This is a genomic window from Vibrio breoganii (assembly GCF_001677275.1).
Lineage (GTDB): Bacteria > Pseudomonadota > Gammaproteobacteria > Enterobacterales > Vibrionaceae > Vibrio > Vibrio breoganii.
In genome coordinates this window covers 239512-263382 of sequence record NZ_CP016178.1, presented here as the reverse complement: position 1 = coordinate 263382, position 23871 = coordinate 239512, and the positions used below count along the sequence as shown (strand labels likewise).

The window sequence follows — 23871 nt, the reverse complement described above, 5'->3', positions numbered from 1 at the left end:
GTTACTCCGACGCTTCTGGTTTCGCGTCAGCTATTTGCACAGCCAAGCCATTACGTACGCGCTGAAGCCCGCCAACGATAACCTTATCGGCCTCTCCAAGACCTGTTTTAACAATCACACCCTCTGGTGTTTGTACGCCTAGTTCAACATTACGTCTTTCTGCTACGTTGCCGTCGGTTACGATCATCACAAAATCACCGGCGATATCAGTCTGAACCGCACGACGTGGGATCACAACGGCAGGTTGGCTTTCTGTCGAGGCAATAACAACATTGATATGTTGTCCCGGTAATAAAGTATGCTTGCTGTTTGGCACTGATGCGCGCACAGCCAAGGTACCTGTGGTTAGGTCGATACGGTTACCCACGAAATCTAATGTGCCTTTCTCAGGGTGTTGCTGACCATCTTCAAGGTTCAGCGTTACCTCTACTTCACCACTACTAGACTCGCCGTCGCCTTCGTATTTATCGACGCCAAGTTGCAGACGCTCTCGCTCGCTCAACTGGAAAGAAGCATGCACAGGGTCAAGGCTAACTAAGGTCGTTAAAGTGCCAGAAGAAGCAGACAGCAAATCACCAATGCTCACCTTGGTATCGGCGATACGTCCAGAGAAAGGAGCAGTAATCTTGGTATATGATAGATTGACTTCTGCTAGTAACAATTGCGCCTTAGCCGCTTCAAGTTGCGCAGCCGCACCTAATTGCTCTGCTTGACGAGCGTCATACTCTGACTGTGAGATATTGCCCTTCGGTAATAGATTCTTCGCACGCTTATAATCGTTTTCTGCACGCTTTAAATTCGCGGTTGCCTGTGCAACAGAGGCTTTAGCACTCGCTACTTGAGCTTCAAACGACGAAGGTTCGATTGTATAAAGAAGCTGTCCTTTCTCTACTATTTGGCCTTCTTGGAAGTGGCGCTCTTTTAAGTAGCCAGTAACCTGTGCAGTAATGTCTACATCCTCGACCGCTTCTACGCGACCTACATAAGCCTTACTTGGCTGATGGGCAATAACTGCTGCCGGTTCCACAATTACAGTTGGTGCAGTTGCAGATTGCATAGGCTTCTGAGCCTCGCCACAACCAACTAAAAGCAAAGTGCTTGCCAAGCTCGCTGCCAGTAAAGATTTTTTCATTGAACAACCTTTTTCTAAATCAATAATCTTTTCGATATAGGACTTCATTTCAACATATCAAACAGATGAATAGTCGTTCAGTGTATTCGCGAAAATCAACGACCTTAACCTGTGATATGTAACCAATTGTTTCAAGTATGGTGTAATTTAGAAATCAGCACGAAAATTTAGAGCCCAAAACCTAAAAAAAGAAAAATAGAGGTCTTTTGATTTTTAGATTCAGTCAGATTGCAGCTCTTGAACCAACTCTAACCAGTCTTTTATCTCTTCTTTAAAGTGCTGCTTTTGTTCCGCAGAGGCGGTAGATATGATGGCTAATATACTTTGATTGGCTAATGCTCTGTTGCGCTCCAATTTGCCTGTGAGCTCATTTGAATAGCCTTGCTCTGGATTGTTGATAAGGGTTGTTAACTCTTTTTGATAAAAAAACGGGTCGTCTCTGCGTGCGAACATGGTCTTAATACGGTCTCGAGTTTCGATCCGATAGAGCCCCCAATCCTGGTGGGTTCGCTCTATGCTTGATGACCACTCATAAGCGATGTTTTTTTGCTCGATCGATAAAGTTCCCAACCACCTACGCAAATTTTTCTCAATTCGTTCCTTATAACGGGTTCTCGTCTCCCGCTCGCTCGTTTGAGAATATTTTTCAGAATACTCCTCATGCTGTTCGGTTAAATTCTGCAAAAACTCGTCGATCTGCTCTTTTGACATAGATCGAGACAACGAATACAGCTCGGGGGTTATCTCATTTGCAAGGCGTTTGATGTGTGTTCTAAACATCTGGTGCTGCTCAATCAAGAACTCTTCATCAATGAGTGATAGGTCTGCATCATAGAGGGATTGCAGTTGTGCTTCATAGCGCGGAAGCTCTTCAGTTTTGTGCCACTCGGTAAATTGCTTTAATTGAAGTTCGAGTATTTCTTCTTGATCGCCATCCAAGCTGACATAGTCTTCAATGAACTCCAAAACGGCCCAATCTAAATTGCGATACATAAGCTTGGCTGTACACGCTGTAAGGGTCAACAACAATGCGCTCACTAATAGTGTTTCCAGCCACTTATGTCTTTGCATTATCATACGGCTTAACTGCTGCATCGCGTGTCCTGCTCCTAATTCAACAACTATTGCTCTTTATACCGAGCATGTATCACTTAGATCTCTAATCTTCAGTATTATTTAGCCTTTAACATTGTGCTAGCTTGGGGCTCAAATAAGTCGTAAGCACAAAAAAACCACGCCGAGGCGTGGTCTTAAATTCAAGAATAGAGTTGGCCTATGGCACCCCGTGCCCTTTTGAAGCGATCCATACGCGGTACCATTGTTCATTGGTCATCGTTAGTTCAAGAGACTTAACGGCAGACTCAACGCGGTCAATCTTGCCTGAGCCAATAATCGCTAGTGGCTTAGAAGGTAATTTGCGAACCCAAGCATAAATCACCTGATCGATGCTGCTTGCACCTAGCTCTTCCTTCAAGGCTTCAAGCTCTTCTCTAACACGCACCGCTTGTTCACTAGTACCGCTAAAGATGCTACCACCACCTAAACAAGACCACGCCATTGGGCGAGTGCGCAATGTTTGCATCAGATCTAAGGTGCCGTCTTCAGTAACATCAAAGTTCAGTGGGTTTATCTCAACCTGATTGGTCACCAGTGGTGCGTCCAAACGAGATTGAAGCAATTCAAAGCCGCGAGGCGTAAAGTTCGACACGCCGAAATGTGAGACCTTCCCTGACGCTTTAAGATCAGCGAATGCATCAGCCACTTCGTCTGCGTCCATCAGCGCGTCGGCACGATGTAGCAGCAACACGTCGATGTTATCCACTTGCAAGTTACGCAATGAGTTTTCAACAGAAGCAACAATATGCTGCTTTGACGAGTTATAGTGATTGACCTTGCGCTCAGGTGTCTTATCACCACACAACATAATATTGCACTTAGTCACGATCTCAATCTGCTGACGAACGCTCTTATCCAGCGCCAACGCTTCACCAAACAAACGCTCACACTCATAGTTGCCATAGATATCCGCGTGATCAACCGTCGTTACACCGAGACCCACATGCTGCTTCAAGAAATCAAGGCGCTGCTGAGGGTTCATACCCCAATCACCAATACGCCAATAACCTTGAACAAGTTCGGATAAATTTGGCCCTTGAGGGGCTATAGATACTTTCTGTACCATGAAAAACTCCAAGAGGTAAGTTAAGTCCGTAGACCTTTGTTGCCCATCCTATTCGTAGAGCGGATTAGGCTCAATTGCAGAGTTTTCGATTGAGGGGTTTAAATGACAAAGTGTGAAGTATGCATCGAATTATTGTGGGCTTGGCACGTTTGGTGGGGATGATGTATGGGGTGCGTGCTCACCAAGATCCTAGATAGTTGCTTTGCAACTTCCAGGATGACGCTCTCAACCGTCATCCTAGAGTGCTCCTATCGAGAAATCAAGGCGCTGCTGAGGGTTCATACCCCAATCACCAATACGCCAATAACCTTGAACAAGTTCGGATAAATTTGGCCCTTGAGGGGCTATAGATACTTTCTGTACCATGAAAAACTCCAAGAGGTAAGTTAAGTCCGTAGACCTTTGTTGCCCATCCTATTCGTAGAGCGGATTAGGCTCAATTGCAGAGTTTTCGATTGAGGGGTTTAAATGACAAAGTGTGAAGTATGCATCGAATTATTGTGGGCTTGGCACGTTTGGTGGGGATGATGTATGGGGTGCGTGCTCACCAAGATCCTAGATAGTTGCTTTGCAACTTCCAGGATGACGCTCTCAACCGTCATCCTAGAGTGCTCCTATCGAGATGTATGGACTCCCTCTCCTTGAGGAGCTACGGTCTTAATCCGACTAAAGATTAGCCAAAGGAGCCCATACATGACTAAGCCTAATCTATTAGCTATTGATTTAGCAAAGAATGTATTCCAAGTTTGCAAACTCTGCCCTAACGGAAAAGTCATTTACAACCGCGAAGTCAGTCGAGCAAAACTCAAAGAAATTCTGATAAATGAAAAACAAGCCCTCGTGGCTATGGAAGCCTGTGGCAGTGCACACTACTGGGCTCGATTCGCAATTAGCGCAGGCCACATTGTAAAAGTCATCAACGCCAGAGCCGTAAAAGCATTTCAAACCAAGCAAAAGACAGATAGGAATGATGCTTTAGCCATTGGTGTTGCAGCACAGCAAGAGCACATCCATGGTACTCATATTCACTCAACTGAGGAGCAGGCACTTCAATCGTTAGAGCGTATGCGACACTTGGCTAAGGTTCAACTAGTCGCACAAAGTAACCAGATGCGAGGAGTATTAGCTGAGTTCGGAGTTATTCTACCGCAAGGCCTATCTAAGTTAAGAAAGGAAATCCCTTTCATCCTAGAAGATGCTGATAACTCTTTACCTGATAGTTTTAGAACGGCGCTACACAGGTCATGGTCACATTTATTGTGCCAAATTGAACACTTGCAAGAACTAGATAGGCAGCTCGAATCTTTGGTTAAGTCGCATCATATTTGCAAAAAGCTGATGAAGCTAGAAGGGGTCGGTCCGTTAGGGGCGCTAGGGTTAGCGTTACGATTAGGGCGAGGTGAAAACTTTTCTAATGGCCGAGAAGCATCCGCTAATATAGGGCTAACACCTAAACAGAACAGTTCCGGCGGGAAAGAGCGTATTGGACATATATCTAAGTACAGTGCGGATAAGCGACTTCGTTCAATTTTATTTCAAGGAGCGCTTTCCGTTATCACTCATGTATTAAACCGTCCAGCGACAACAAACAAAGAGCAGTGGTTACAAGCGCTAGTCGAACGGCGAGGAAAAAAGATCGCTGCAATTGCTTTAGCGAACAAAACCGTTCGAACCGCTTATGCTTTATTAAAGAATGATTCGGACTATCAGCCAATTAAATTGTCATGATAGACCGAGCATTGTCAACGAAGAGCGATGTAAGACAGGTAAGACCGACCAGTATGAGCTAGATAAGATTCGAGGCAGTAGACTTGCCGATATCGAGAAATAGCCTACTGGTGCGACTACATTTTAGGGCGAGGTAGCTCCTCAATAAAGCCCGTATATAAGTGCGCATCTATACTTGTTTTCCAAATTCTTTGTTGATTTACCGAGGGGGTCCATATAAGGATCTAATTGGTCCACCAGCGGTAAAGGTCTCCGATAAAACACCTCGGAGACGACGGTTTGAGTTGGGCTGTGTCGTTATTGGACATACTCCCGTTCATCTAGGTTCGTCAATAATTCAGCACGTACCTTGCCAAAGCGACAACGCAGCGACTTTACACCACAAGCCGTCATCCTCGAGTGCTCTTATCGAGGATCTAATTGGTCCACCCACTGAAAAGGTCTTCGATAAAAACACCTCGGAGACGACGGGGTGAGTTGATGTTGTTCCGTTGTTAGAGAGTTCGTGTGATAACATTGCGTGCACAGAACGTTGTCAGCTCAGCCACTCCTCATCGCTGATAAATAATCTCAATGGTGCTTCCATCACTGCGCCACTGTGCAAAACGTTTTTGGTCACCGCTTCGCCAATAAAGAACCCTTGATTGGGTCGCAGGATAGCGATTAATTAGCTGCAGTACTTCTCTATCCACCTCTGTTTCTGATTTGTTGATCAGCGCCAATTCAACATCGAGCGTCACGCCATCAATCACCACTTTCATTAATTGAAAGCCATCTTGTCGAAGCCCTAGTTGCAGGTTATTGAAATAGGTAAGGCTAAACTCACCATTTAGCTCTAAAACAGGTTCCTGGGCATGGTCAAAGGTTACCTCTGCGTACATCGGGGTATGATGAATTTTCACCTCATCGGTACAAAACAGCGGTTTATCGTCTTCTGCACAATCAAACCATTCACCGGACTGGCGAAAATCCGTCTCACTCCAGGGTGAGTACTGAGCTGAAATAAAGGGGTAGTACCAAGTAGGATTAGTCGCTGCTAATAACGGCCAAGACAAGAAGAAAAAACTAGCAAAAATAGATAACCGAAACAGACGCATAGATGTGAGCTTGATGGCATAAGTGGTGAGATACTATAGCAAAAAGTGAGGCGCAAATAATCCCTCAAACCGCCTCAACCTTTGCGCAGTTGATGATCTCGCTTACAAAATCTAACCACTTTAATTGAGCTCCATCCTAGCCTTGGTCATTCTAAGCCCAATCGATAAATCAGGGATTGAGTATTAATGACCATGAACAAAAGCCTAGCATGTTGCGCTGTATTATCAGCCATCACTCTCTCAAGTAGCCTTGCGTATGCAGACCCAAATGTCTCCATTGCCACCACAACCACCGCTAGAGATTATCCATTAAATGCGAGCGAGCCTCTCGTTGTCACGCTCAATAAAGACAGCTACGTATTTAAGGTCACCGGTATTGAGGGGGAGTGTGTTGCACCAGAAGAGCAACGTATTCGTTTTAATACTCCCCTTGGTTTGAACTGCAATGCAGAAACAGAACTGCCCATTAAGATCCGTTTTTCTGGCGATTACGCCATCGCCTATGACGACCAACAGCAAACGCTGTCCATAAAGCGTCAACCTAAGAAGTCCACTAAGAAAGCGTTCGTTCGCCCTCTTCCTAAGGTAGGCTGCGAAACCTATACCGACATGCCTGCCGTAATTAACGTCGCAGGCACCTTTGAAGATGGCACTGAGCTTAAAGAGACCTTTAGTGGGCAAACCGCAACAGTGAAAAATGGCACCGTTACTTTCAACCCTACTCGAGAGACTGGCGCTGTCATGCTCATCGAAAGGGTTACGACCAAATCTAAAGCCGATAAAGCGTTGGATTGGCGGAATGCCAATATCTACTTCGTCATGGTGGATAGATTTAACAATGGCGAGAAGAGTAACGATAACAGCTATGGTCGCCTTAAGGATGGCCAACAAGAAGTCGGCACTTTCCATGGCGGTGACCTAAAAGGTGTTATAGAAAAGCTGGATTACATTCAATCTCTAGGAACAGATGCTATTTGGCTATCGCCTATTGTTGAGCAAGTACACGGCTTTGTCGGCGGTGGCGACAAAGGCTCATTCCCATTTTATGCCTACCACGGGTATTGGGCGCGAGACTTTACCAAGATTGATCAAAACTTCGGCAACGATGAAGACTTAAAGACATTGGTTACCGAGGCACATAAGCGAGGCATTAAGGTCATGCTTGATGCCGTCATTAACCACCCAGGCTACGCTACGCTTGCGGATATTCAACACGATAACTTGCAAGTACTCACCCCTGACGCAAAAGGTAAAGACCTAACACAATGGAAGCCAGAGTCTGGTAAAAACTGGCACTCTTCCCATGATCTTGTCGACTACAAAAGTGAGAACTGGTCGCAGTGGTGGGGAGCCGATTGGGTTCGCTCTGGCTTACCTGGTTATGACAGCCCGGGAAGCAGCGATAAAACGCTCACCCTAGCAGGGCTACCTGACTTTAAAACCGAGTCGGATAAGGCGGTAACGCCACCACAATGGTTATTGGATAACCCTGGCACCCGAGTAGTTGAGAAAGACGATTATCGTGTGGCTGACTACTTGGTAGAGTGGCAAACCGACTGGGTTAAGCGCTTTGGCATTGATGCATTTCGTGTAGATACAGTGAAACACGTTGAGGGTGATGTGTGGCTAGACCTTAAGGCGAAAGCCAGTGAGAATCTCGCTCAATGGCAAAAAGAGAACAATCGACCTCAAGAGTCCTTTTGGATGATGGGTGAAGTATGGGCACACTCAGCGTATCGCTCGCCATATGCCGATGAAGGCTTTGATGCGTTGATTAACTTCGATATGCAAAAGCAGCTAGATCGTGGAGCCGTTTGTTTCTCTGATATGCGCAAGACCTACACAAACTACAGCACAGAGATCCAAGAAAATCAGGGCTATACCCCAGTAAGCTACATGTCTTCACATGATACTGAATTGTTCTTCGCTCGCTTTAAATCATTAGAGATGCAGCGCAATGCAGCCAATGCCCTATTGCTATCTCCTGGCGCAATTCAGATCTACTACGGTGATGAAGTGGCACGCGATATCGGCCCATACGCCGATGACTTCCACCAAGGTACGCGTTCCGATATGGTTTGGAAGCTAGATGCAGAGCGACAAGCACTTCTTGCACACTGGCAAACACTAGGCCAGTTCCGTCAACGTCACCCGGCAATTGGTGGCGGAGTACATAAAGACATCAAGCAAGATCGTGGCTATGGATTCTCTAGAACCTTAGAGGATGATGCTGTGCTTGTTTATTACTCTGGCAAGTAAACCCTGACCACCAAAAAAACTAAGCCCTGCACTCGCAGGGCTTAATTTCTATATTCTCATTACGGCAACTAAAAACCGCTCTCTTCAGCATCTTGCTTCTTGATCGCTTTATGGCCATCTTCTGACACGCCCTGCTTCCAGTAACTACTGATATAGATATCTTGCTTATCGATTTCTTTATCATTTCTGAAGTACTGTCTCAGTTCTCGCATAGAGTCGAAGTCTGTAGCGACCCAGACAAATGGATTTCCATCAAGCCATGTCTGTGCTTGGGCATGCTCGCTTAGTGAGCCTTCTGCGTGGATCCATATCGCTTGCATATTCGAAGGGAGTTCAATGGACTGAATATCCTCTTGCTCATGAACCTGAATGACAGCATAGCCCTTAGCATCAGAAGGAAGAGTGCGGGCCTTTGCAGATAGTGCCGGAAGGCCTGTCATATCCGCTACCATGAAGAACCAATCCGCCTCTAAATTAATATCAGCTATTGGGCCTGGCCCCATGATGCTAATTTCATCGCCGACCTTAGCGGTGTTAGCCCAGCGGGCCGCAAAACCACATTGTAAGTCGTGGGTAATATGGCGGACAAAGTCGACTTCAATAGTGCTTTCATCAGGGAAAAAGCGACGTATGGTATACGTTCGCATAACAGGTCTTTGCCCTTCCACCATAGCTGCAATCGTGTTGCCTTCAGAATCAAATAAGAACTTTATATAGCTCCCCTCACAATCTTCAGGAAACGCCGCTAACGCCTCACCCTTCAATCGAATTCTCTGCATATTGGGGGAGATTTGATCAGAACTGACTACAGTGACGCGCTTTGGTGATGGTTTTTTTCGGCTCATATTCACTACTCTGTTAACTACCTGATTCTTTTAGATTAGAGCTTGTTTTACAAAGAGGCGAGAAAGAATCGGTATCTAGATTAATCAATCGACACGCCCTCCCGCTTTTTGGGTCTATCAAACTCCCACTGGATTATCTAAATGATAACTATTTGTATTATTGATAACAAGAAAGATTATCTATATGACAACATCTTTTATCCATTTAACTTAACTCATTGAAATTATGTGATTAATTTTTCTGGCACGGCACTTGCTATATCTAAGACATCAATGAACTAATCATTTTGACAAGAGAGCAGCATGTACCAGATGTTTTTAGAAAACAGAACAGAAGAAGCTTTTATTGAAGAGCTGCATTGCAATGCAAGAGAGTGCTGCGAAGTAAGACACACCTATGCCATAGGTTATTTCATTGCGAGTGTGCTTAATCGCCTAAGTAATGCATGGGTGAGTTGCTCTACTAAGTCATAACAACTGAATACTTTTATATCTAATCACACAGGTGAAAATTATGAGCCATTTACGAATCCCAAAAGATTGGACCATACAACGCTCGACCCCTTTCTTTACTAAAGAAAACGTACCTCAAGCATTGTTAACCCACCACAATACGGCGGCAGAGGTGTTTGGACAGCTTTGTGTAATGGAAGGTAGCGTAACCTATTTTGGCTTTGCTGATGAGCATGCAACTGAGCCAGAATTAACGGTCGTTATTCATGCCGGACAGTTTGCTACTAGCCCACCACAATACTGGCATCGCATTGAAATGACAGATGATGCCCAATTCAATATCAATTTCTGGTCCAATGCAGACAAACGCGATCAGCCTATGTTCCACGCAAAAAAATCTTAACCTTAATTCATGAGAAAGGAGCAATGGCATTGTGAAAGCGCCATTGCTCTATTTTAATTAGCCAACAAACTTGGCCAGTTAACATCCGCATTAGCAACGTTTCTAGGGATGTCTTTTTGCCATTTGGCTTGAATGGATTTGTTGTAGTTTAGGTAAAGCTTATCGTCGTGAATATACCAAGCATTCGGGTCTATCTTGGCGGTGTATCCCTGACTCACAGCCCAAGCACAATAGCCGCCATATTGCGGTGCGTATTTCTCAGGATTCTCGATAAAGGCACTTTGGTTTTTACTTGAGGAAAAGTACCAAGTCGCATCATTCCATTCATACTGATATTGTTTGCTTCCCTCTACAGGTTTGCCCTCTGCAAAATAAGCAACGGGATCATAGCCCTGAATCGCCTTACCAAAGAAGTCACTATAAACGGGCTCAATCGCCAATGCTGGGCGGGTCAACGTAAACACCATAACTAGTGCACTTAGTAGTCGAAGCAAGCTCTTCAGTCTCATGATCATTCCCTATACGTTGTTATTGTCCTCAATATAGAAATGATAGATGAGCAGAAAATTTCAGCATGTTATTCAAGAGCGAGTAAATCAGATAAAAAAATACCTAGCCAAAGCTAGGGTCTGTTGACCTTTTGCGATTAAATTTTGCTCGACCAGAAGTCATTTAATCAAGGCGAGGGACTTGCCGCCTAGTCATCTAAGCAAAAGTCGCTCAACGATGAGTAAATGGGTTCTGGTCGAGCCCTTCGGGTAGCGCTTTGTTGGGCATTTCTACCGCGTTAGTCACTTTTCATGTGGAACCACCACACCTAAAAGCGACTGCCTTGTATTAATACCCAACAAATCGCTACAAAAATAACCTCAAAAGATCAACAGACCCTAGGTACTAAAGAAAGTTATTTGGTTACGAGCTTTAGATAGCCCAGCCACCTGCATAGAAGGCAACTAGAACGATAGTGATCAGCACGATACCTAGGTTTAGCTTCTTCCATTCTCCAGCGAACACGCGCCCTACAACCAAGCACAGGAAGCCAAGCATAATGCCCGTTACTATGTTACCTGTCAGTACGATGAACACGGCACAAACAAGACCGGCAAGTGCATCTACAGAGTCGTCGAAGTCTAGCTTGCGAACGTTGCCCAGCATTAGTAGGCCCACGTACATTAGCGCAGGCGCCGTTGCATAGGCAGGCACTAGGTAGCTAATTGGAGCCAAGAAAAGTAGGAATAAGAAAAGCACACCTACCACTACAGCGGTTAAACCCGTTTTACCGCCCGCTGCTGTACCTGCTGCTGACTCAATGTAAACCGCCGCAGGAGCGCCACCTACAGCGCCAGAAACGATACTTGAAACAGAATCCGAGGTCAGCGCTTTGCCACCATCGATAATGTTGCCGTCTTTATCAAGAAGGTTTGCTTGACCGGCTACCGCGCGAATCGTACCCGTCGCATCAAAGATAGCGGTCATCACCAAAGCAAGCACACTTGGCAAGACGATAGGGTTAAGTGCACCCATGATATCCATAGTGCCAATCAACGAGTTTTCACCGCCAATGCTTGGAAGGGCAAAGAAGCCTTGATATTGCACTGAAGGGTCAAAGATCAAACCAAATACCGAGATAGCGATAATGACTAGCAAGATACCACCAGGAACCTGACGCTTCTCTAGGCCAAAGATAGCCGCTAGACCTAGCATTGACATGATCACAGGGAAAGACGTGAATTCACCCAATGTTACCGGCAAGCCCTCTACTGGGTTCTTGATAACAAGGCCAACACCACTTGCTGCAATAAGAAGCAAAAACAAGCCGATGCCGATACCTGTACCGTGGGCGATACCAGCAGGTAGGTTCGTTAAGATCCACTGACGTACACCGGTAACCGTGATCGCAGTAAAGATAACACCCATTAAGAACACTGCGCCTAGAGCAACAGGAATAGAGATGCCCTGTCCTAGAACCAAGCTAAAAGCAGTAAAGGCGGTTAATGAAATAGCACAGCCAATCGCCATTGGCAGATTAGCCCAAAGACCCATCAACAAAGAGCCAAACGCTGCTACTAAACACGTTGCGATAAACACTGAGCCTTGGTCAAAGCCCGCAGCACCTAACATGCTTGGTACCACAATTACTGAGTACACCATCGCCAAGAAGGTTGTTAAACCCGCTACCACTTCACGGCGTACATTACTGCCACGTTGTGAAATCAAGAAGAAGGTGTCTAACCAACTGCCTTTTGCAGATGCACCGTTTGCTTGGGGTGCGCTATTCTCGGACATGCTATTTCCTTTGTATTGCTAGAAAAACGAATAAATAGAAGCGTTCTTCATCAAAAATGTGAGTAAAGATTTCAGAGGCGAGAAAATACAGGTAAACGTTTGCGTGTGCAATAGTTACAACTGAAGGTTTCATCTTTGGAACGAAAAAAGGAGGTTTAGCGGATACTACGACTTGAGTGGTGGTCCCCACTTTCCAGCCACAGTAGGTTAACCATGCTAATTGCAGCCATCACTTAGAATAATTATGAGCTCCAATTCTTGAGAAAAGGCTTACAGTAATAAGCATCCGTTACTTATGTGTATGTGGACTAAGCCCAACTCAAATATCGAAACAGGAAAGCAGACTCTCAAGCTCATTCTTAGCCTAGACTTCCTAAGCAATCTTTTATCTTTAGCGACACTTTTGTCATCATCCTTTTCGATTTTGGTTTTTTTTGAAGATAATCAGTTTTTTGCTCTTCTCTGTACCTGAGTAATTTAAGTGTATTTATACACAAAGTACTACGGGAAAAGCTTAGATAGAAAGCACAAGTGCCCTCTGAAGAATAGATCTTTCACTCACTATTTCGCTGAAAAGCGTCGAGATCGCTTAAGCAAGAACTTCAAAAATAAACTAACAATTTACGTGCATAAACATAAATGCCGCTCTAATTTAACGAAATTAGAGCGGCTAGTTAAATTACTAGATCAATCTTATCGTTCAAGTAAGTTTAAAGTAACGGTCAGTTCGTCGAAATCTTCTAACACTGGGTGTTCAGACTCAATGTGATCTGCACCAGCAAGACTGGACACTTCATTAAGCGACATTTTGTTGTTCAAAGTTAACTGGGCTTAGATACCCAAGAGCACTGTGCCTTCTCGTCCGATTATAATCAACCTCTATGTACTCGAAGATCGTTTGCCGCATCTGGTCTCTCGTCATAATCGGCTCATATTGGATCGCTTCTACTTTCATTGAATGGAAGAAGCTCTCAACACAAGCATTGTCCCAACAGTTTCCTTTCCTACTCATACTTTGCTTTAGATTATAGCCCTTTATGATGTTTCGATAATCTTTTGAGCAGTACTGACTACCTCGATCACTATGAACGATAACCTGCTCAGGGAACCCGCGACGGAACAAAGCCATTGATAATGCATCGCAGACGAGCGTAGCTGTCATTCTAGTATCCATGGACCATCCGATTACTTGTCTTGAGTAAAGGTCAATAATTACCGCCAAGTACAGCCAGCCTTCGCTTGTCGCAACATAGGTGATGTCTCCCGCCCACTTTTCATTGGGAGCCGCTGCGTTAAAGTTCTGAGCCAACAAGTTTGGAGCAACAGGCATTTGATGCTTGCTGTCTGTAGTGCACTTAAATTTGCGTGCCGCTTTCGGCGTTAAATCTTGACGCTTCATACTGGCCGCAATGGTTTTAACATTGTGGTTATTACCGCTTTCAGACAGTTCTTTTTGGATTCGCCTTGAGCCATCTCGGCCCTTGCTGTTGTCAAAAGCTTCTTTGACTTTTGTATCAAGCTTTTGACGTATTGCCTCGCGTTGAATGGCCTTATGGCGATGTTTAATCCAGTAATAAAACCCACTTCGGGATACCCCTAACACCTTAGCCATACGCACGATATTGAAGCAAAGCAGGTGTTCGAGCATAAATTCATAGCAATTTACTTTAGATTTTTCGCGAAGTAGGTGGCGGCCTTTTTTACAATTTCTAGCTCTTCTGATTGCTCAGCCAATTGCCTTTTGAGCTTGGCAACCTCTGCGGCTAGCTCTTGCTCTCGCTGACTCGTATTGGTGTCTTTCTTCGAGTTCTTCCGCCACCCATAGATTTGAGATTCATGTAAAGAAAGCTGTCTTGCTGCAGCAGCTACTCCGACTTTCTCTGCTAGCTTCAAAGTTTCTGCTTTAAATTCAGGGGAATGTTTAATTCTAGTTTTCTTAGTTGTCATTGTTCACCTCGTTAGTGATTGTACTCACTTAACTCGGTGTCCAAAACTGCTGGGGCGGATCAATGCTGTAGAGTCAACGCTATTTGAGTACTCAGCTCAATACAGTGGCGACCTTCCAAAATACGGTGATCCATACCGCTCTTCCGATCATGATCCTGCGATTGTTGTTTTTCAATTCAAAACCAATGGCAATGGCAATGGCAATGGCAATGGCAATGGCAATGGCAATGGCAATGGCAATGGCAAATAGTTAACTAAATAGATTTAGTATTCAAACATAAAAGGGCCTCAAGTTACTCATCTAGCTTGAAGCCCTTTTTTATTCTAAGGAGTTATTGACCAAAGTATTGAGTAAATAAGTCTGTGTTTTCTCTAGTATTCGGAGGTGTCATATTCTTGGCAAGTATTTCCTGTGATAAGGCTCCTAAGTCTGAGTAGTCCGAATCGTTCATACCACCTGGAGTAGTAATCAATTGTACAAAATATGGGATGTTGTTTGGAACAAACTGTACCGTAGTCTGGTCTGCAGCAGTGTGAGTATAACCAAAAGTATGAGTCAACTCATGCAATAGCAAAGGAGCAGTTTGATTAATGGGAGAATTAGTAATTTCGACTGGATTCAAAAATAGTTCAGGCGAACCCATTTGGCCCCAAGCATTACCACCCGAGCTTAGCTCCTTGCCGGTACTAGGGTCAATTTGGTTTTCAAATGCTTCCAGCTTATAAGAGTTATCCCCTTTTTGCAGAGCATCAGAAGCAACATCAATAAATGCTTGATAATCCGCAGGTACAGATGCTGCATCTCCGATACCACCGGTAAACGTTTGAGGATCTAATAAACCAGTTTCTTCATTAAAGCGCTTAGCAAAACGAGGTGAGTTAACAACGAACGCAACTCGTCCCCATATCTTAGCTACTTTAGCTTGTGAGTTAGCATCCCACGCTGAATGCTGGATATGATGTATTTGCGAGTTATGAATCTCGTCAGCGTTACTTTCATATTTGAAATTAATGCCTGTAAGAATTCGATCTGAGTTCTTAGCAACCGCCATTGCATCATCAGGGTTATGCTTAATCACGTAGTCAATATCAGCTTCATCGAGGCCCAACTGGCGTAGGCTTTCTTTCTCTGCATTCTGAGTTAATTTATCTTGAGCTCGTTCAACCTCATCATGAATCTTATGACCAACCTCATGAGCAGCATCACCTATTTTATGCCCTGCATGGTCAAGGTCTGCCTTTACTTTATCGCTATCACAACCATTCAAAACAAGTGCCGAAACCACCGCTAATACTAAACCTTTAACCTTCAAATTCATCGTAAATCCTCTACATAATAAAAGTATCAAAGGCGCATTTTGATACGGCTTACTGCGCTCTGTTGAATAACTGATAATCAGTATGTACGAAGATTTGAGAACCTGAAAACTAAACTATGATTGCAAAAATGAACAGCCTATCGACTCATTTTTGGTATGTTGCGGAACACTAAAACTAACCCTGACAGCACTGTAATTTTAAAGCAGATCTCAGAGGTTTTATGAATTGAAGCGAACACAGAGCTTTGAGTAACCACTGCTCCTTGTGATTGAAGGTGTAAGATTTCGGGTATGAAATAAAAGCCAAATAGTAAGCCTGTGCCTACCATCAAACTCATGCTAACCAGCGCTATCCAATCGGAGTCTTTCTTCCAATAGCTCCACAACTCATAAACCAAAGAAAATAAGCAAACAGCGATCAATGGATAAGACAGACGTACAAAGACTTCGGTCATCATCAAGCCTTCTTGAAAGCGACTAAGTACTGATTCGCCTAACCATGAAGAAGAATTAAAGATCACGGGGGCGACCACTGCGCCCGCAAACAATGAAAAGGCAATAACACTGGTCAATGCGATGACGTAAACAATTGAAATTGTTCTAGTAAGTAGATTCATAATGGAAAATGCACTTCAAAGAAAAAGCTCAGCATAACGACTGAGCTTCTATGGGGTTAGAGGTTAAAATTCAAACTCATCGGCTATATCAACGCCCTTAGTGGCGAGATAGGCAAACAGTGAATCAACCGTATTATTAATAATACGATCCGCTGGATAATCAACATCAGTGATTAAGGCTCTAGCTTTATCAAAACGTCCTAGATCCCAAGCGTTATGTGCATCTGAGCCAACACTTAACGGAGCGTCATATTTCTTGGCAAGTTCGGCTATTTTGTGACAGTTTGCATAGCTGGCTTTTCGAGCAAACAGGAATGAGCTGTTGTTGATCTCTAGTGCAACGTTTTCCCTTGCAGCTGTCTTGACGATCTCTTCGATGTGGATAGGAAAATTCACATTACCTGGGTGCGTCACCACATGGATCTTGCCGCTCTTTATGGCATTGCTCATTGCTTCTGTATTTGAGTCGATGTCTCTTGGTGCGAACACTGGGGTATGAAAACCAGTAAGTATGATATCTAGGCTAGAGCGAATAGACTCATCAATATCGATATTGCCCTGCAAGTCTTTGATATTACTTTCTATACCACGAAGGATCCCTACTCCATCGGCGACGCGAGGAAAGGTTAAACTGTTCACAAAATGCCATTTGTGGGGAGCGTCTTCCATATCAGGGCCGTGGTCAGTATTAGCGAATAATCGAATACCGCGCTTGGGCGCTTCTCTAACATAATCATGTATGGTGCTGTATGCGTGATCACTCGCTAACGTATGCGTGTGTAGGTCCACCTCTAGCTTATAGGTCATTGTTTTTTCCTTTACCAAACTATCACTACCTAGATAATGAACTATTTGTGTTTCAAAGAAAAATCAATACGTTACTTTTGCTAAGATTTTCTAAATTAAGGCGTTGATATCAGCCAATCTACTCAATCTGATGGCTGTGCTCTATGCGATGCTCATAAGCGAGCTAGTTGAAAGTATGTTGATAAAACATCAGCAAGAAAGGTTTAAAACGAAGGGGGATTGGCTTGGAGTCTAAGAAAAAAAGACACTTCCATGTGCTGCAGCTCTAGTGGCATTTCTGCATCAATATCCAATATTGGGAAAATAATTACATACTAGGACTTGTAGTAAATATGCAATTTTGCAACTTATAGTGCTGCTTAATAATTGTTGTTTTTAGTGTTATTCGTATTTGTTTATCCCCTACAGATAAACAAACAAGGCGAGTTAGCTATAGATTTTTATTACACCAACAAACAAAAACCGCTAGTAACTACTACGCCTGTTTGACTCATAAGTAATCTAAGATACTGGTCAACGCAAAAGTTATTAAACAATACTGCGTGTCAGTTAATTATCAGAAAACTATCTCGTTCTAGTGCGGAGAAGTGTACTTACATGTTTGTCATAGATATATAACGTAGGCTTAAGAACATACATTAATGATATTTATATTTGCGCTGTGCTGGTGATTTAAAGACATAAAATCGATGTACTGTAAGCGTGTCATGAACACCGCATTCTAATCTTTCAGCACGAAGAATAAGATCATCTCTCCAACCCAAAGGAGAGTTGAAATGGCAAAACGACGCACCAACCTAGAATGGCAATCACTGTTTGAACAATATGAAAGTAGCAGTGTTACCCAACGCGCTTTTTGTGAAGAGCATGGACTGAGTTTATCCACGTTCTTCGCCAAACGGCGTCAACTCCAAACAGCAAACCAATCGGAATCTGTCGGATTTGTTAGAGCCGAAATCGTTGAAAAGACAACCAAGTATCAGGCCCAGATAGCTACGGCGAACATGACACTTCTCATCAATGATGTGGAGCTGAGCATTCCTCAAGGCACGCCAGCCACCTATCTTGCTGAACTCATTGGAGCGTTGTCATGAAAGGTATGCTCAGCGCTCCAGACATTTACCTTTATCGTGAAAGCGTCGATTTTAGAAAGTCCATCAACGGCCTTGCAGCGATTATCGAAAATGATACTGACTTGCCTCTTGGCAGCGGTGCGCTGTTCCTGTTTACCAATAAACAGCGCGATAAGATTAAAGTGTTGTACTGGGATAAAACAGGCTTCGCCCTCTGGTATAAACGCCTTGAAAAAGCCAAGTATAAGTGGCCTTCAAAAGAGAAAAATCAGGTGTTTACCCTCACTCAATTTGAGCTTGATAGACTGCTTTCAGGCTTCACAATTATCGGCCACGAACCCATCAAAATAAACGATTTTACAATGAGTTAATCGAGAATAAAGCCTTATTCTCCAAGCGTTAACGGCACGATTTTAGTATAATCAATGCTATGAAAAAGACGCCAAATATCAACCCAGAAAGCCAAGATGTTGCCGAGCTACAAGCGATGGTAGCTGCTCTGATGTCGGAGAAAAATGAGTGGAAACAAGAGCGCCAATCGCTGCTTGAACAACTCAAACTCGCCTTCGACCGTCAGTTCGCGAAACGCTCGGAGGCATTAAAGCCTTACGATGAATCACAAGGTGACCTCTTCAACGAAGCGGAGTGTGAAGCCGTTAAAGAAGACGAGGTTGAGGTGACAACCACGACCACAACGAAAAAGCGCGGTAAACGTAAACCTCTGCCTAAGACCTTGCCTCGTGAGGTTATCGAACTTGATGTAGACGACCATGAAAAGCAGTGCGCTTGCTGCAATCATAGCCTGCATAAAATCGGTGAAGACCGTAGCGAGAAGCTAGAGTTCACGCCAGCGGTACTCAAAGTGTTGGAATATGTTCGTCCTAAGTACGCTTGCCGCCAGTGCGAGAAAACAGGTGACAGCAGCCGTATCGTTCAGAAGCCATCCCCTCAGAGTCTCATCCCTAAAAGCTTCGCCACAGAAAGCTTGCTGACCAACATCATTCTTGGCAAATACCAATACGCGATGCCACTTTATCGCCAAGAATCGCTGTTTACCCAGTCGGGTATCGAGCTATCACGCACCACCATGGCAAGGTGGGTTATCCAAGTCAGTGAGAAGTTCGCCCCGCTGTATGCGGCCTTAAAGGAGAACCTGCTTCAACAAGTGGTGGTTCAGGCGGATGAAACGCCGCTCAATGTGCTCAAAGAAGAGAAGAAGTGTTATATGTGGCTCTACTGCTCAGGCGCTGACTCACCCGAATCGGCACTGCCGAATGTGAAAAATATTGCCTTGTACGACTATCAAAACAGTCGCGCGAGGGCGTGTCCCGTGGACTTTTTAGGTGACTACAACGGTTATCTACAAACCGATGGCTACGCGGCTTATGATGGTCTGCATCACGTCACCAATGTAGGGTGCTTAGCGCATGCTCGTCGCAAGTTCATGGATGCGAAGAAGCTTCAAGGGAAAGGTAAATCAGGCAAGGCTGATAAGGCGCTGGCTAAAATCCAAAAACTCTACGGGATAGAATCACGCTTAAAAGGTGCGCCTGCCCAAGAGCGAAAAGCAGAGCGTCGAGCGCTTGCCAAGCCGATACTGGATGAGCTTTACCAATGGATGACGACCCAGAAGGTGATTGGCTCTAGCCCACTAGGCAAAGCGATAAAATATACGCTTGGGCAGTGGTCAAAGCTTATTCGTTATATCGACGATGGTCACTTATCTATTGATAATAATCGCGCTGAACGCGCAATTAAACCACTGGTCATTGGCAGGAAGAACTGGCTGTTCTCTAACACACCAAACGGTGCTGATGCGAGCGCGATGCTTTACAGCATCATCGAGACCGCGAAAGCCAACGGTCTTATCCTCTACGACTACATGGTCAAGTGCATGAAAGAGCTGGCGAAAGCTGAGCCTGATATCGACGCACTCCTGCCTTGGAACTTCAAACACTGACAAGTCGCCCCGTGGGTTCATGGGGCGGATACGATGTACTGTTATAGAATCATCTGTCTAGATTCAGGCAGATCGCACATTTGCTTTACGTGGCCTTCTTGCTCGGCATCGCGGATCAAGCGTTCACCTAAGGATATGCCCTCAATATACATCTCATGCTCTTCACTAAAGGTAAATTCTTCACCCGATATTTGAATTGATAGTCTCTCTATGTTTTCACGCATATCTAAGGTCAACTCTTGAAAAAGCTCTGCAGGCATTTTGCCAAGTTCAACACAGTATTGATTGATTGTATCTACTGCTCCTACCGCCATAACAGCGTTGTTACGGCTAAACAATGACTCACTGTCATAGTCCTCAGCAGTTACAGGCACAGATACGGAAGTTGCGATGACAACAAATAGTGATGAGAGTGACTTTTTCATATGGTTGCTCCCAGAGGGTGTCATAGAAGTGGTCCCCGATTTTCGGACATGACTTTAAGTGATTGATCTGTTTTGATAGTACCCAGAAATACTGGAGCAGATTATGACTAGAAAACGCAGAAACCACTCTCCCGAATTTAAAGCTAAGGTGGCATTGGCTGCCGCTAAAGGTGATAAAACTGTCGCTGAGTTAGCACAGAAGTACAACCTGCACCCCAACCAGATCTCAACATGGAAGAAAGAGCTGCTTGAAAATGCAGCCATGATCTTTGCCTCTGAAAGTCAGTTGGGCAAAGACAATTCTGAAGAAGTGGACAAACTTCACGCTAAGATCGGTCAATTGACCATGGAAAATGATTTTTTGGCGAAAGTGCTCGGTCGTTAGATCGAGCACAGCGAAAGAGTTCGCTGGATAAATCCACCCAACTACCGATAAAGCGCCAGTGCGAGCTTCTTAATATTGCTCGCTCTACGGCTTATTACCAACCCATCGGACTTTCTACTGAGGAGATTGAATTGCGTCGAATGATTGACGAAATTCACCTTCAGTATCCGTTCATGGGCAGTAGGCGTGTTCGAACTGAGCTGGCTAAAAAAGGCCATAAGGTTAATCGCAAGCGTATCGTTCGGATCATGCGTGAAATGGGCATTGGAGCGATTTATCCCAAGCCAAAAACGACACTGGCGAACAAAGCACACAAGGTTTATCCCTACCTATTGCGTGACATCGAAGTTACTTACCCCAACCAAGCTTGGGCTATTGATATCACGTACATTCCGATGGCTAAAGGGTTCCTGTACTTGGTTGCCATTATCGATTGGTACAGCCGTAAGGTGTTGTCTTGGCGCCTCTCGAACACCATGGATACAGGCTTTTGTATTGATGCTCTTGAAGATGCGCTTCAACACTACGGACCACCCGATATCTTCAACTCAGATCAGGGCAGCCAGTTTACCAGTACTGAGTTCACACAGAAGTTGCTCGACCATAGCGTACGGATCAGCATGGATGGGAAAGGCCGTTGGATCGACAACGTTTTTATCGAGCGATTATGGCGAAGTCTGAAATATGAGGAGGTTTACTTAAAAGCTTACACCACGCCCCGTGAAGCCGAACTTGAAATCGGCCACTACATGGTGTTTTATAATGAGGAGCGTAACCATCAAGGCCTCAATGACCTAACCCCTGATGAAGTCTACTTCGGTAGGCAGAGATACGCTGCATGAGCTGGATCAACCACTTAAGGAATTAGCTTATGTGTCCAACCATTGGGGTCCACTTCTCATTAACACACCTATGAACGAGGATTAGATGTGAATACCTAAGGTTAAAAAACTATGCAGACGTAAATAACTTACTGATAAACAAAAATAACTGGAGTTACTCGTCGTTTTTACAAAGCCCAAGAACTACAGATAGTTTTTTATCCATGACGGGATAAGTCGTTTTTTCGATATTGGCGGAAACAGTAGGAAGCGAAGAGAAAAGTAATAAGCCAATAATTGCGAGAGTGTTAATGAGGTAATTATTTCGAGTGCTTCTATTCATGGGTAAACCTTAGAATAATTTGAAGCAAATCCATTTGCTTTATTTACTAGTTGTAAATCAACACCTAGCCAAGTGTTGTTGCTAGTATTTTATTAGAATTGGTAAGCAACACCTAGTGTAACAATGTTGTCATTGTCGCCAATGTTTGAGTATTGGTTCTGTAGGTCACTAGTATTCAGGTAAGTGTAGCTAACGTACGGTCTCCAGTTGTCCATTTCTGCAGATAGAACAACTTCATGTTGGTTTGTATGGTAGTCGCCATCAGTATAGAAATATTGGTTACCAATATGTACTACACCAGCATTTGAACCATCGCTGTTTTCATGCGTGTAGGTGTAGTCTAGGCTAACCATACCGAAAGAAACCGATGAACCTGCAATGAACTGGTTGCTGTTAATACCATTGTCACTTAGTAAATCCAATTCAGAACGCTTGTATGCGTAACCACCGAATACGTTGAAGTTATCAGAAATGTTATAAGTAACCACAGCTTCTGCTAGTGCATCAGCACCTGTATCCCACTTGCTCAGCTCACCATAAAGGTTCAGCTCTACTTGATCAGACATATGGAAGTCGTAACCGTAACCTGCTGCCAAGTACCCTTGATCATCAAAAGCAATGTTTACATAGCCATCTTCAGACGTCTGAATAGTTGCGCCCGCTTCTGTTGCGTATTCGCCGTTGTCAGCTGCATTAGATGCAACGTTTTGTTCTAGGTAAACTTCAACTGGCGCTGCGATAGCTGTTGCAGAAACAAGTGCTGCAATAGAAGCAGATAGAAGGGTTAGTTTTTTCATTGGAATCTCCAGTGTTTGATACAAAGAGCTATGTGCTCAGAACATGGAGGGGATTATGAGATAAAGGTCACATTAGATATATAAAGCCATTTTGGGTTAAGACATAAACTGAGCTGATATTTATTGAATGGAGTGATGATTGGCTAGCGAATGGCAATAGGATAAGTAAAAAATAGTAAGTGCATGAAATTAAACATAAAGTGAACCAGCACAGCAGCCCAAAGGCGGCCGGTCAGGTAGAACGCCATTCCATAACAAGCACCAGCGATGGTAGCGAAGCCAATCAATAACCAGCCTCCGGCAAGGTGAGCAATCCCAAACAAAATACTTGCGGCAATTAAGCCAGTTTTCCAGCCCAATTGTTTACTTATTTCTTGCTGTATGAACCCACGAAATATGGCTTCTTCTGCCACGCAGGATAACAGCAAATTGTTTAGCAAGAACAGCCACCACCAGTTCGGCAATGACACTTCAACCCCTAGCCCACCTAAAATCACGGCAATAGGTAATAAGCTAGTTAGAACGAGTAAGGATTTGACTAGTGACTGCCACTCAACGGACTTAGCTTTACCTAGTAATCCAGGAAAGGCCAACAATAAAACAAAGAAGATAAGAGGCTTATCGAGGTTAAGGTACATGGTGAATGGGATACTGGCAGGGCCTGTTTGCACCTTATCCAACACCAGTAAATTGGCAAAACCAGGGAGCCAATGCAGCGCCATGCCCAGCGACCAAACAATCGTCACAGTTAGGGCAAGGTATTTTTTAAACCCTTTGTTCCTTGAGACTTGAGAAGCAATAGCAAAGGCAAGCACGGTAACGAGCAGCCCTGTTATAGAAAGGCGAGCCTCAAACCAAGCCCCTAATAAAGCAACTGCAAGAGTGGCAAAAGCTGCGCGCTTTTTGCCAATCAAAGCAAGTGCTATAGCGATTGCGAGGGGTATCCAAACCCAGATAGAGCTGTCAAAGGCCATGATGGGAGCTACAAATTG

At 44.3% G+C, this 23871-nt stretch carries 23 protein-coding genes and 1 pseudogene; 9 read left to right on the top strand and 15 right to left on the bottom strand.

Annotation, left to right across the window (positions count from 1 at the left end; all coding sequences use genetic code 11):
* Position 1 precedes the first annotated feature (1 nt).
* From A6E01_RS14255 to A6E01_RS21295, 4 genes and pseudogenes are all read right to left on the bottom strand, one after another.
* Positions 2–1132: an efflux RND transporter periplasmic adaptor subunit gene (locus A6E01_RS14255; protein WP_065211015.1), complete on the bottom strand. Its 1131-nt coding sequence runs from the start codon at positions 1130–1132 to the stop codon at positions 2–4.
* 219 nt (positions 1133–1351) lie between these two features.
* Positions 1352–2227 (bottom strand): DUF6279 family lipoprotein, encoded by an 876-nt coding sequence (locus A6E01_RS14250; protein ID WP_065210509.1) that lies wholly within the window; start codon positions 2225–2227, stop codon positions 1352–1354.
* Positions 2228–2405: 178 nt separating this feature from the next.
* Positions 2406–3314: an aldo/keto reductase gene (locus A6E01_RS14245; protein WP_065210508.1), complete on the bottom strand. Its 909-nt coding sequence runs from the start codon at positions 3312–3314 to the stop codon at positions 2406–2408.
* 255 nt (positions 3315–3569) lie between these two features.
* Positions 3570–3680: pseudogene (locus A6E01_RS21295) on the bottom strand (aldo/keto reductase); the annotation flags it as partial.
* Between the two features lie 327 nt (positions 3681–4007).
* On the opposite strand from A6E01_RS21295, the gene A6E01_RS14240 reads away from it, so the two are divergent.
* Positions 4008–5042 carry an IS110 family RNA-guided transposase gene (locus tag A6E01_RS14240; RefSeq protein ID WP_065210145.1) on the top strand — a complete coding sequence of 345 codons (1035 nt, stop codon included), beginning with the start codon at positions 4008–4010 and terminating at the stop codon, positions 5040–5042.
* Positions 5043–5593: 551 nt separating this feature from the next.
* Here A6E01_RS14240 and A6E01_RS14235 read toward each other — a convergent pair.
* Positions 5594–6139, bottom strand: coding sequence for a hypothetical protein (locus tag A6E01_RS14235; protein ID WP_065210507.1), 546 nt, complete (start codon positions 6137–6139; stop codon positions 5594–5596).
* Between the two features lie 186 nt (positions 6140–6325).
* Here A6E01_RS14235 and A6E01_RS14230 point away from each other — a divergent pair, with 186 nt between their 5' ends.
* The gene (locus tag A6E01_RS14230; protein WP_065210506.1) at positions 6326–8398 is read left to right on the top strand and encodes an alpha-amylase; all 2073 of its coding nucleotides are present in this window, start codon (positions 6326–6328) and stop codon (positions 8396–8398) included.
* Between the two features lie 68 nt (positions 8399–8466).
* On the opposite strand, the gene A6E01_RS14225 is transcribed toward A6E01_RS14230, so the two are convergent.
* On the bottom strand, positions 8467–9243 hold the full coding sequence (locus A6E01_RS14225; protein WP_065210505.1) for a siderophore-interacting protein: 777 nt from the start codon (positions 9241–9243) through the stop codon (positions 8467–8469).
* Between the two features lie 303 nt (positions 9244–9546).
* Here A6E01_RS14225 and A6E01_RS21455 point away from each other — a divergent pair, with 303 nt between their 5' ends.
* Together A6E01_RS21455 and A6E01_RS14220 are read left to right on the top strand one after the other, a co-directional pair.
* Positions 9547–9717: a hypothetical protein gene (locus A6E01_RS21455; RefSeq protein WP_167714326.1), complete on the top strand. Its 171-nt coding sequence runs from the start codon at positions 9547–9549 to the stop codon at positions 9715–9717.
* Positions 9718–9757: 40 nt separating this feature from the next.
* Positions 9758–10099 (top strand): TehB family protein, encoded by a 342-nt coding sequence (locus A6E01_RS14220; protein ID WP_065210504.1) that lies wholly within the window; start codon positions 9758–9760, stop codon positions 10097–10099.
* Between the two features lie 53 nt (positions 10100–10152).
* On the opposite strand, the gene A6E01_RS14215 is transcribed toward A6E01_RS14220, so the two are convergent.
* The 3 genes from A6E01_RS14215 to A6E01_RS14205 form a co-directional block, all read right to left on the bottom strand.
* Positions 10153–10608: a YHS domain-containing (seleno)protein gene (locus A6E01_RS14215; protein ID WP_065210503.1), complete on the bottom strand. Its 456-nt coding sequence runs from the start codon at positions 10606–10608 to the stop codon at positions 10153–10155.
* A gap of 412 nt (positions 10609–11020) precedes the next feature.
* Positions 11021–12385, bottom strand: coding sequence for an NCS2 family permease (locus tag A6E01_RS14210; RefSeq protein WP_065210502.1), 1365 nt, complete (start codon positions 12383–12385; stop codon positions 11021–11023).
* Between the two features lie 796 nt (positions 12386–13181).
* A protein-coding gene (locus A6E01_RS14205; RefSeq protein WP_102489714.1) for an IS3 family transposase occupies positions 13182–14332 on the bottom strand; the annotation gives its coding sequence in 2 pieces (ribosomal slippage) (positions 13182–14089 and positions 14089–14332; 1152 coding nt in all).
* Positions 14333–14415: 83 nt separating this feature from the next.
* On the opposite strand from A6E01_RS14205, the gene A6E01_RS21290 reads away from it, so the two are divergent.
* A complete protein-coding gene (locus A6E01_RS21290; RefSeq protein ID WP_156744625.1) occupies positions 14416–14586 on the top strand; it encodes a hypothetical protein in 171 nt (56 codons plus the stop codon).
* Positions 14587–14664: 78 nt separating this feature from the next.
* Here the strand turns inward: A6E01_RS21290 and A6E01_RS14195 are convergent, their stop codons facing one another.
* From A6E01_RS14195 to A6E01_RS14185, 3 genes are all read right to left on the bottom strand, one after another.
* On the bottom strand, positions 14665–15651 hold the full coding sequence (locus A6E01_RS14195; RefSeq protein ID WP_065210501.1) for a hypothetical protein: 987 nt from the start codon (positions 15649–15651) through the stop codon (positions 14665–14667).
* Between the two features lie 137 nt (positions 15652–15788).
* Positions 15789–16268 carry a DUF4149 domain-containing protein gene (locus tag A6E01_RS14190; RefSeq protein WP_065210500.1) on the bottom strand — a complete coding sequence of 160 codons (480 nt, stop codon included), beginning with the start codon at positions 16266–16268 and terminating at the stop codon, positions 15789–15791.
* Positions 16269–16331: 63 nt separating this feature from the next.
* Entirely contained in the window at positions 16332–17075 is a 744-nt protein-coding gene (locus A6E01_RS14185) for a phosphatase (RefSeq protein WP_065210499.1), read from the bottom strand.
* Positions 17076–17851: 776 nt separating this feature from the next.
* Between A6E01_RS14185 and tnpA the strand changes: the two genes are divergently transcribed.
* From tnpA to tnpC, 3 genes are read left to right on the top strand one after another with little or no spacing between them, the layout of a single operon-like run.
* A complete protein-coding gene (tnpA, locus tag A6E01_RS14180; protein WP_017037717.1) occupies positions 17852–18169 on the top strand; it encodes an IS66 family insertion sequence element accessory protein TnpA in 318 nt (105 codons plus the stop codon).
* A complete protein-coding gene (gene tnpB / locus A6E01_RS14175) occupies positions 18166–18519 on the top strand; it encodes an IS66 family insertion sequence element accessory protein TnpB (protein WP_017037716.1) in 354 nt (117 codons plus the stop codon). The genes tnpA and tnpB overlap by 4 nt, the downstream gene beginning before the upstream one ends.
* A 59-nt stretch (positions 18520–18578) precedes the next feature.
* On the top strand, positions 18579–20108 hold the full coding sequence (gene tnpC / locus A6E01_RS14170) for an IS66 family transposase (RefSeq protein ID WP_065210482.1): 1530 nt from the start codon (positions 18579–18581) through the stop codon (positions 20106–20108).
* 41 nt (positions 20109–20149) lie between these two features.
* Here the strand turns inward: tnpC and A6E01_RS14165 are convergent, their stop codons facing one another.
* Positions 20150–20533 (bottom strand): hypothetical protein, encoded by a 384-nt coding sequence (locus A6E01_RS14165; protein WP_017029834.1) that lies wholly within the window; start codon positions 20531–20533, stop codon positions 20150–20152.
* 103 nt (positions 20534–20636) lie between these two features.
* Here A6E01_RS14165 and A6E01_RS14155 point away from each other — a divergent pair.
* A protein-coding gene (locus A6E01_RS14155) for an IS3 family transposase (protein WP_102477418.1) occupies positions 20637–21760 on the top strand; the annotation gives its coding sequence in 2 pieces (ribosomal slippage) (positions 20637–20889 and positions 20889–21760; 1125 coding nt in all).
* A gap of 414 nt (positions 21761–22174) precedes the next feature.
* On the opposite strand, the gene A6E01_RS14150 is transcribed toward A6E01_RS14155, so the two are convergent.
* Complete coding sequence (locus A6E01_RS14150; protein ID WP_017029835.1) at positions 22175–22879, bottom strand: hypothetical protein; 705 nt, start codon at positions 22877–22879, stop codon at positions 22175–22177.
* A 143-nt stretch (positions 22880–23022) separates the two neighbouring features.
* Positions 23023–23853, bottom strand: coding sequence for a CPBP family intramembrane glutamic endopeptidase (locus tag A6E01_RS14145; RefSeq protein WP_065210498.1), 831 nt, complete (start codon positions 23851–23853; stop codon positions 23023–23025).
* Between the last annotated feature and the right edge of the window lie 18 nt (positions 23854–23871).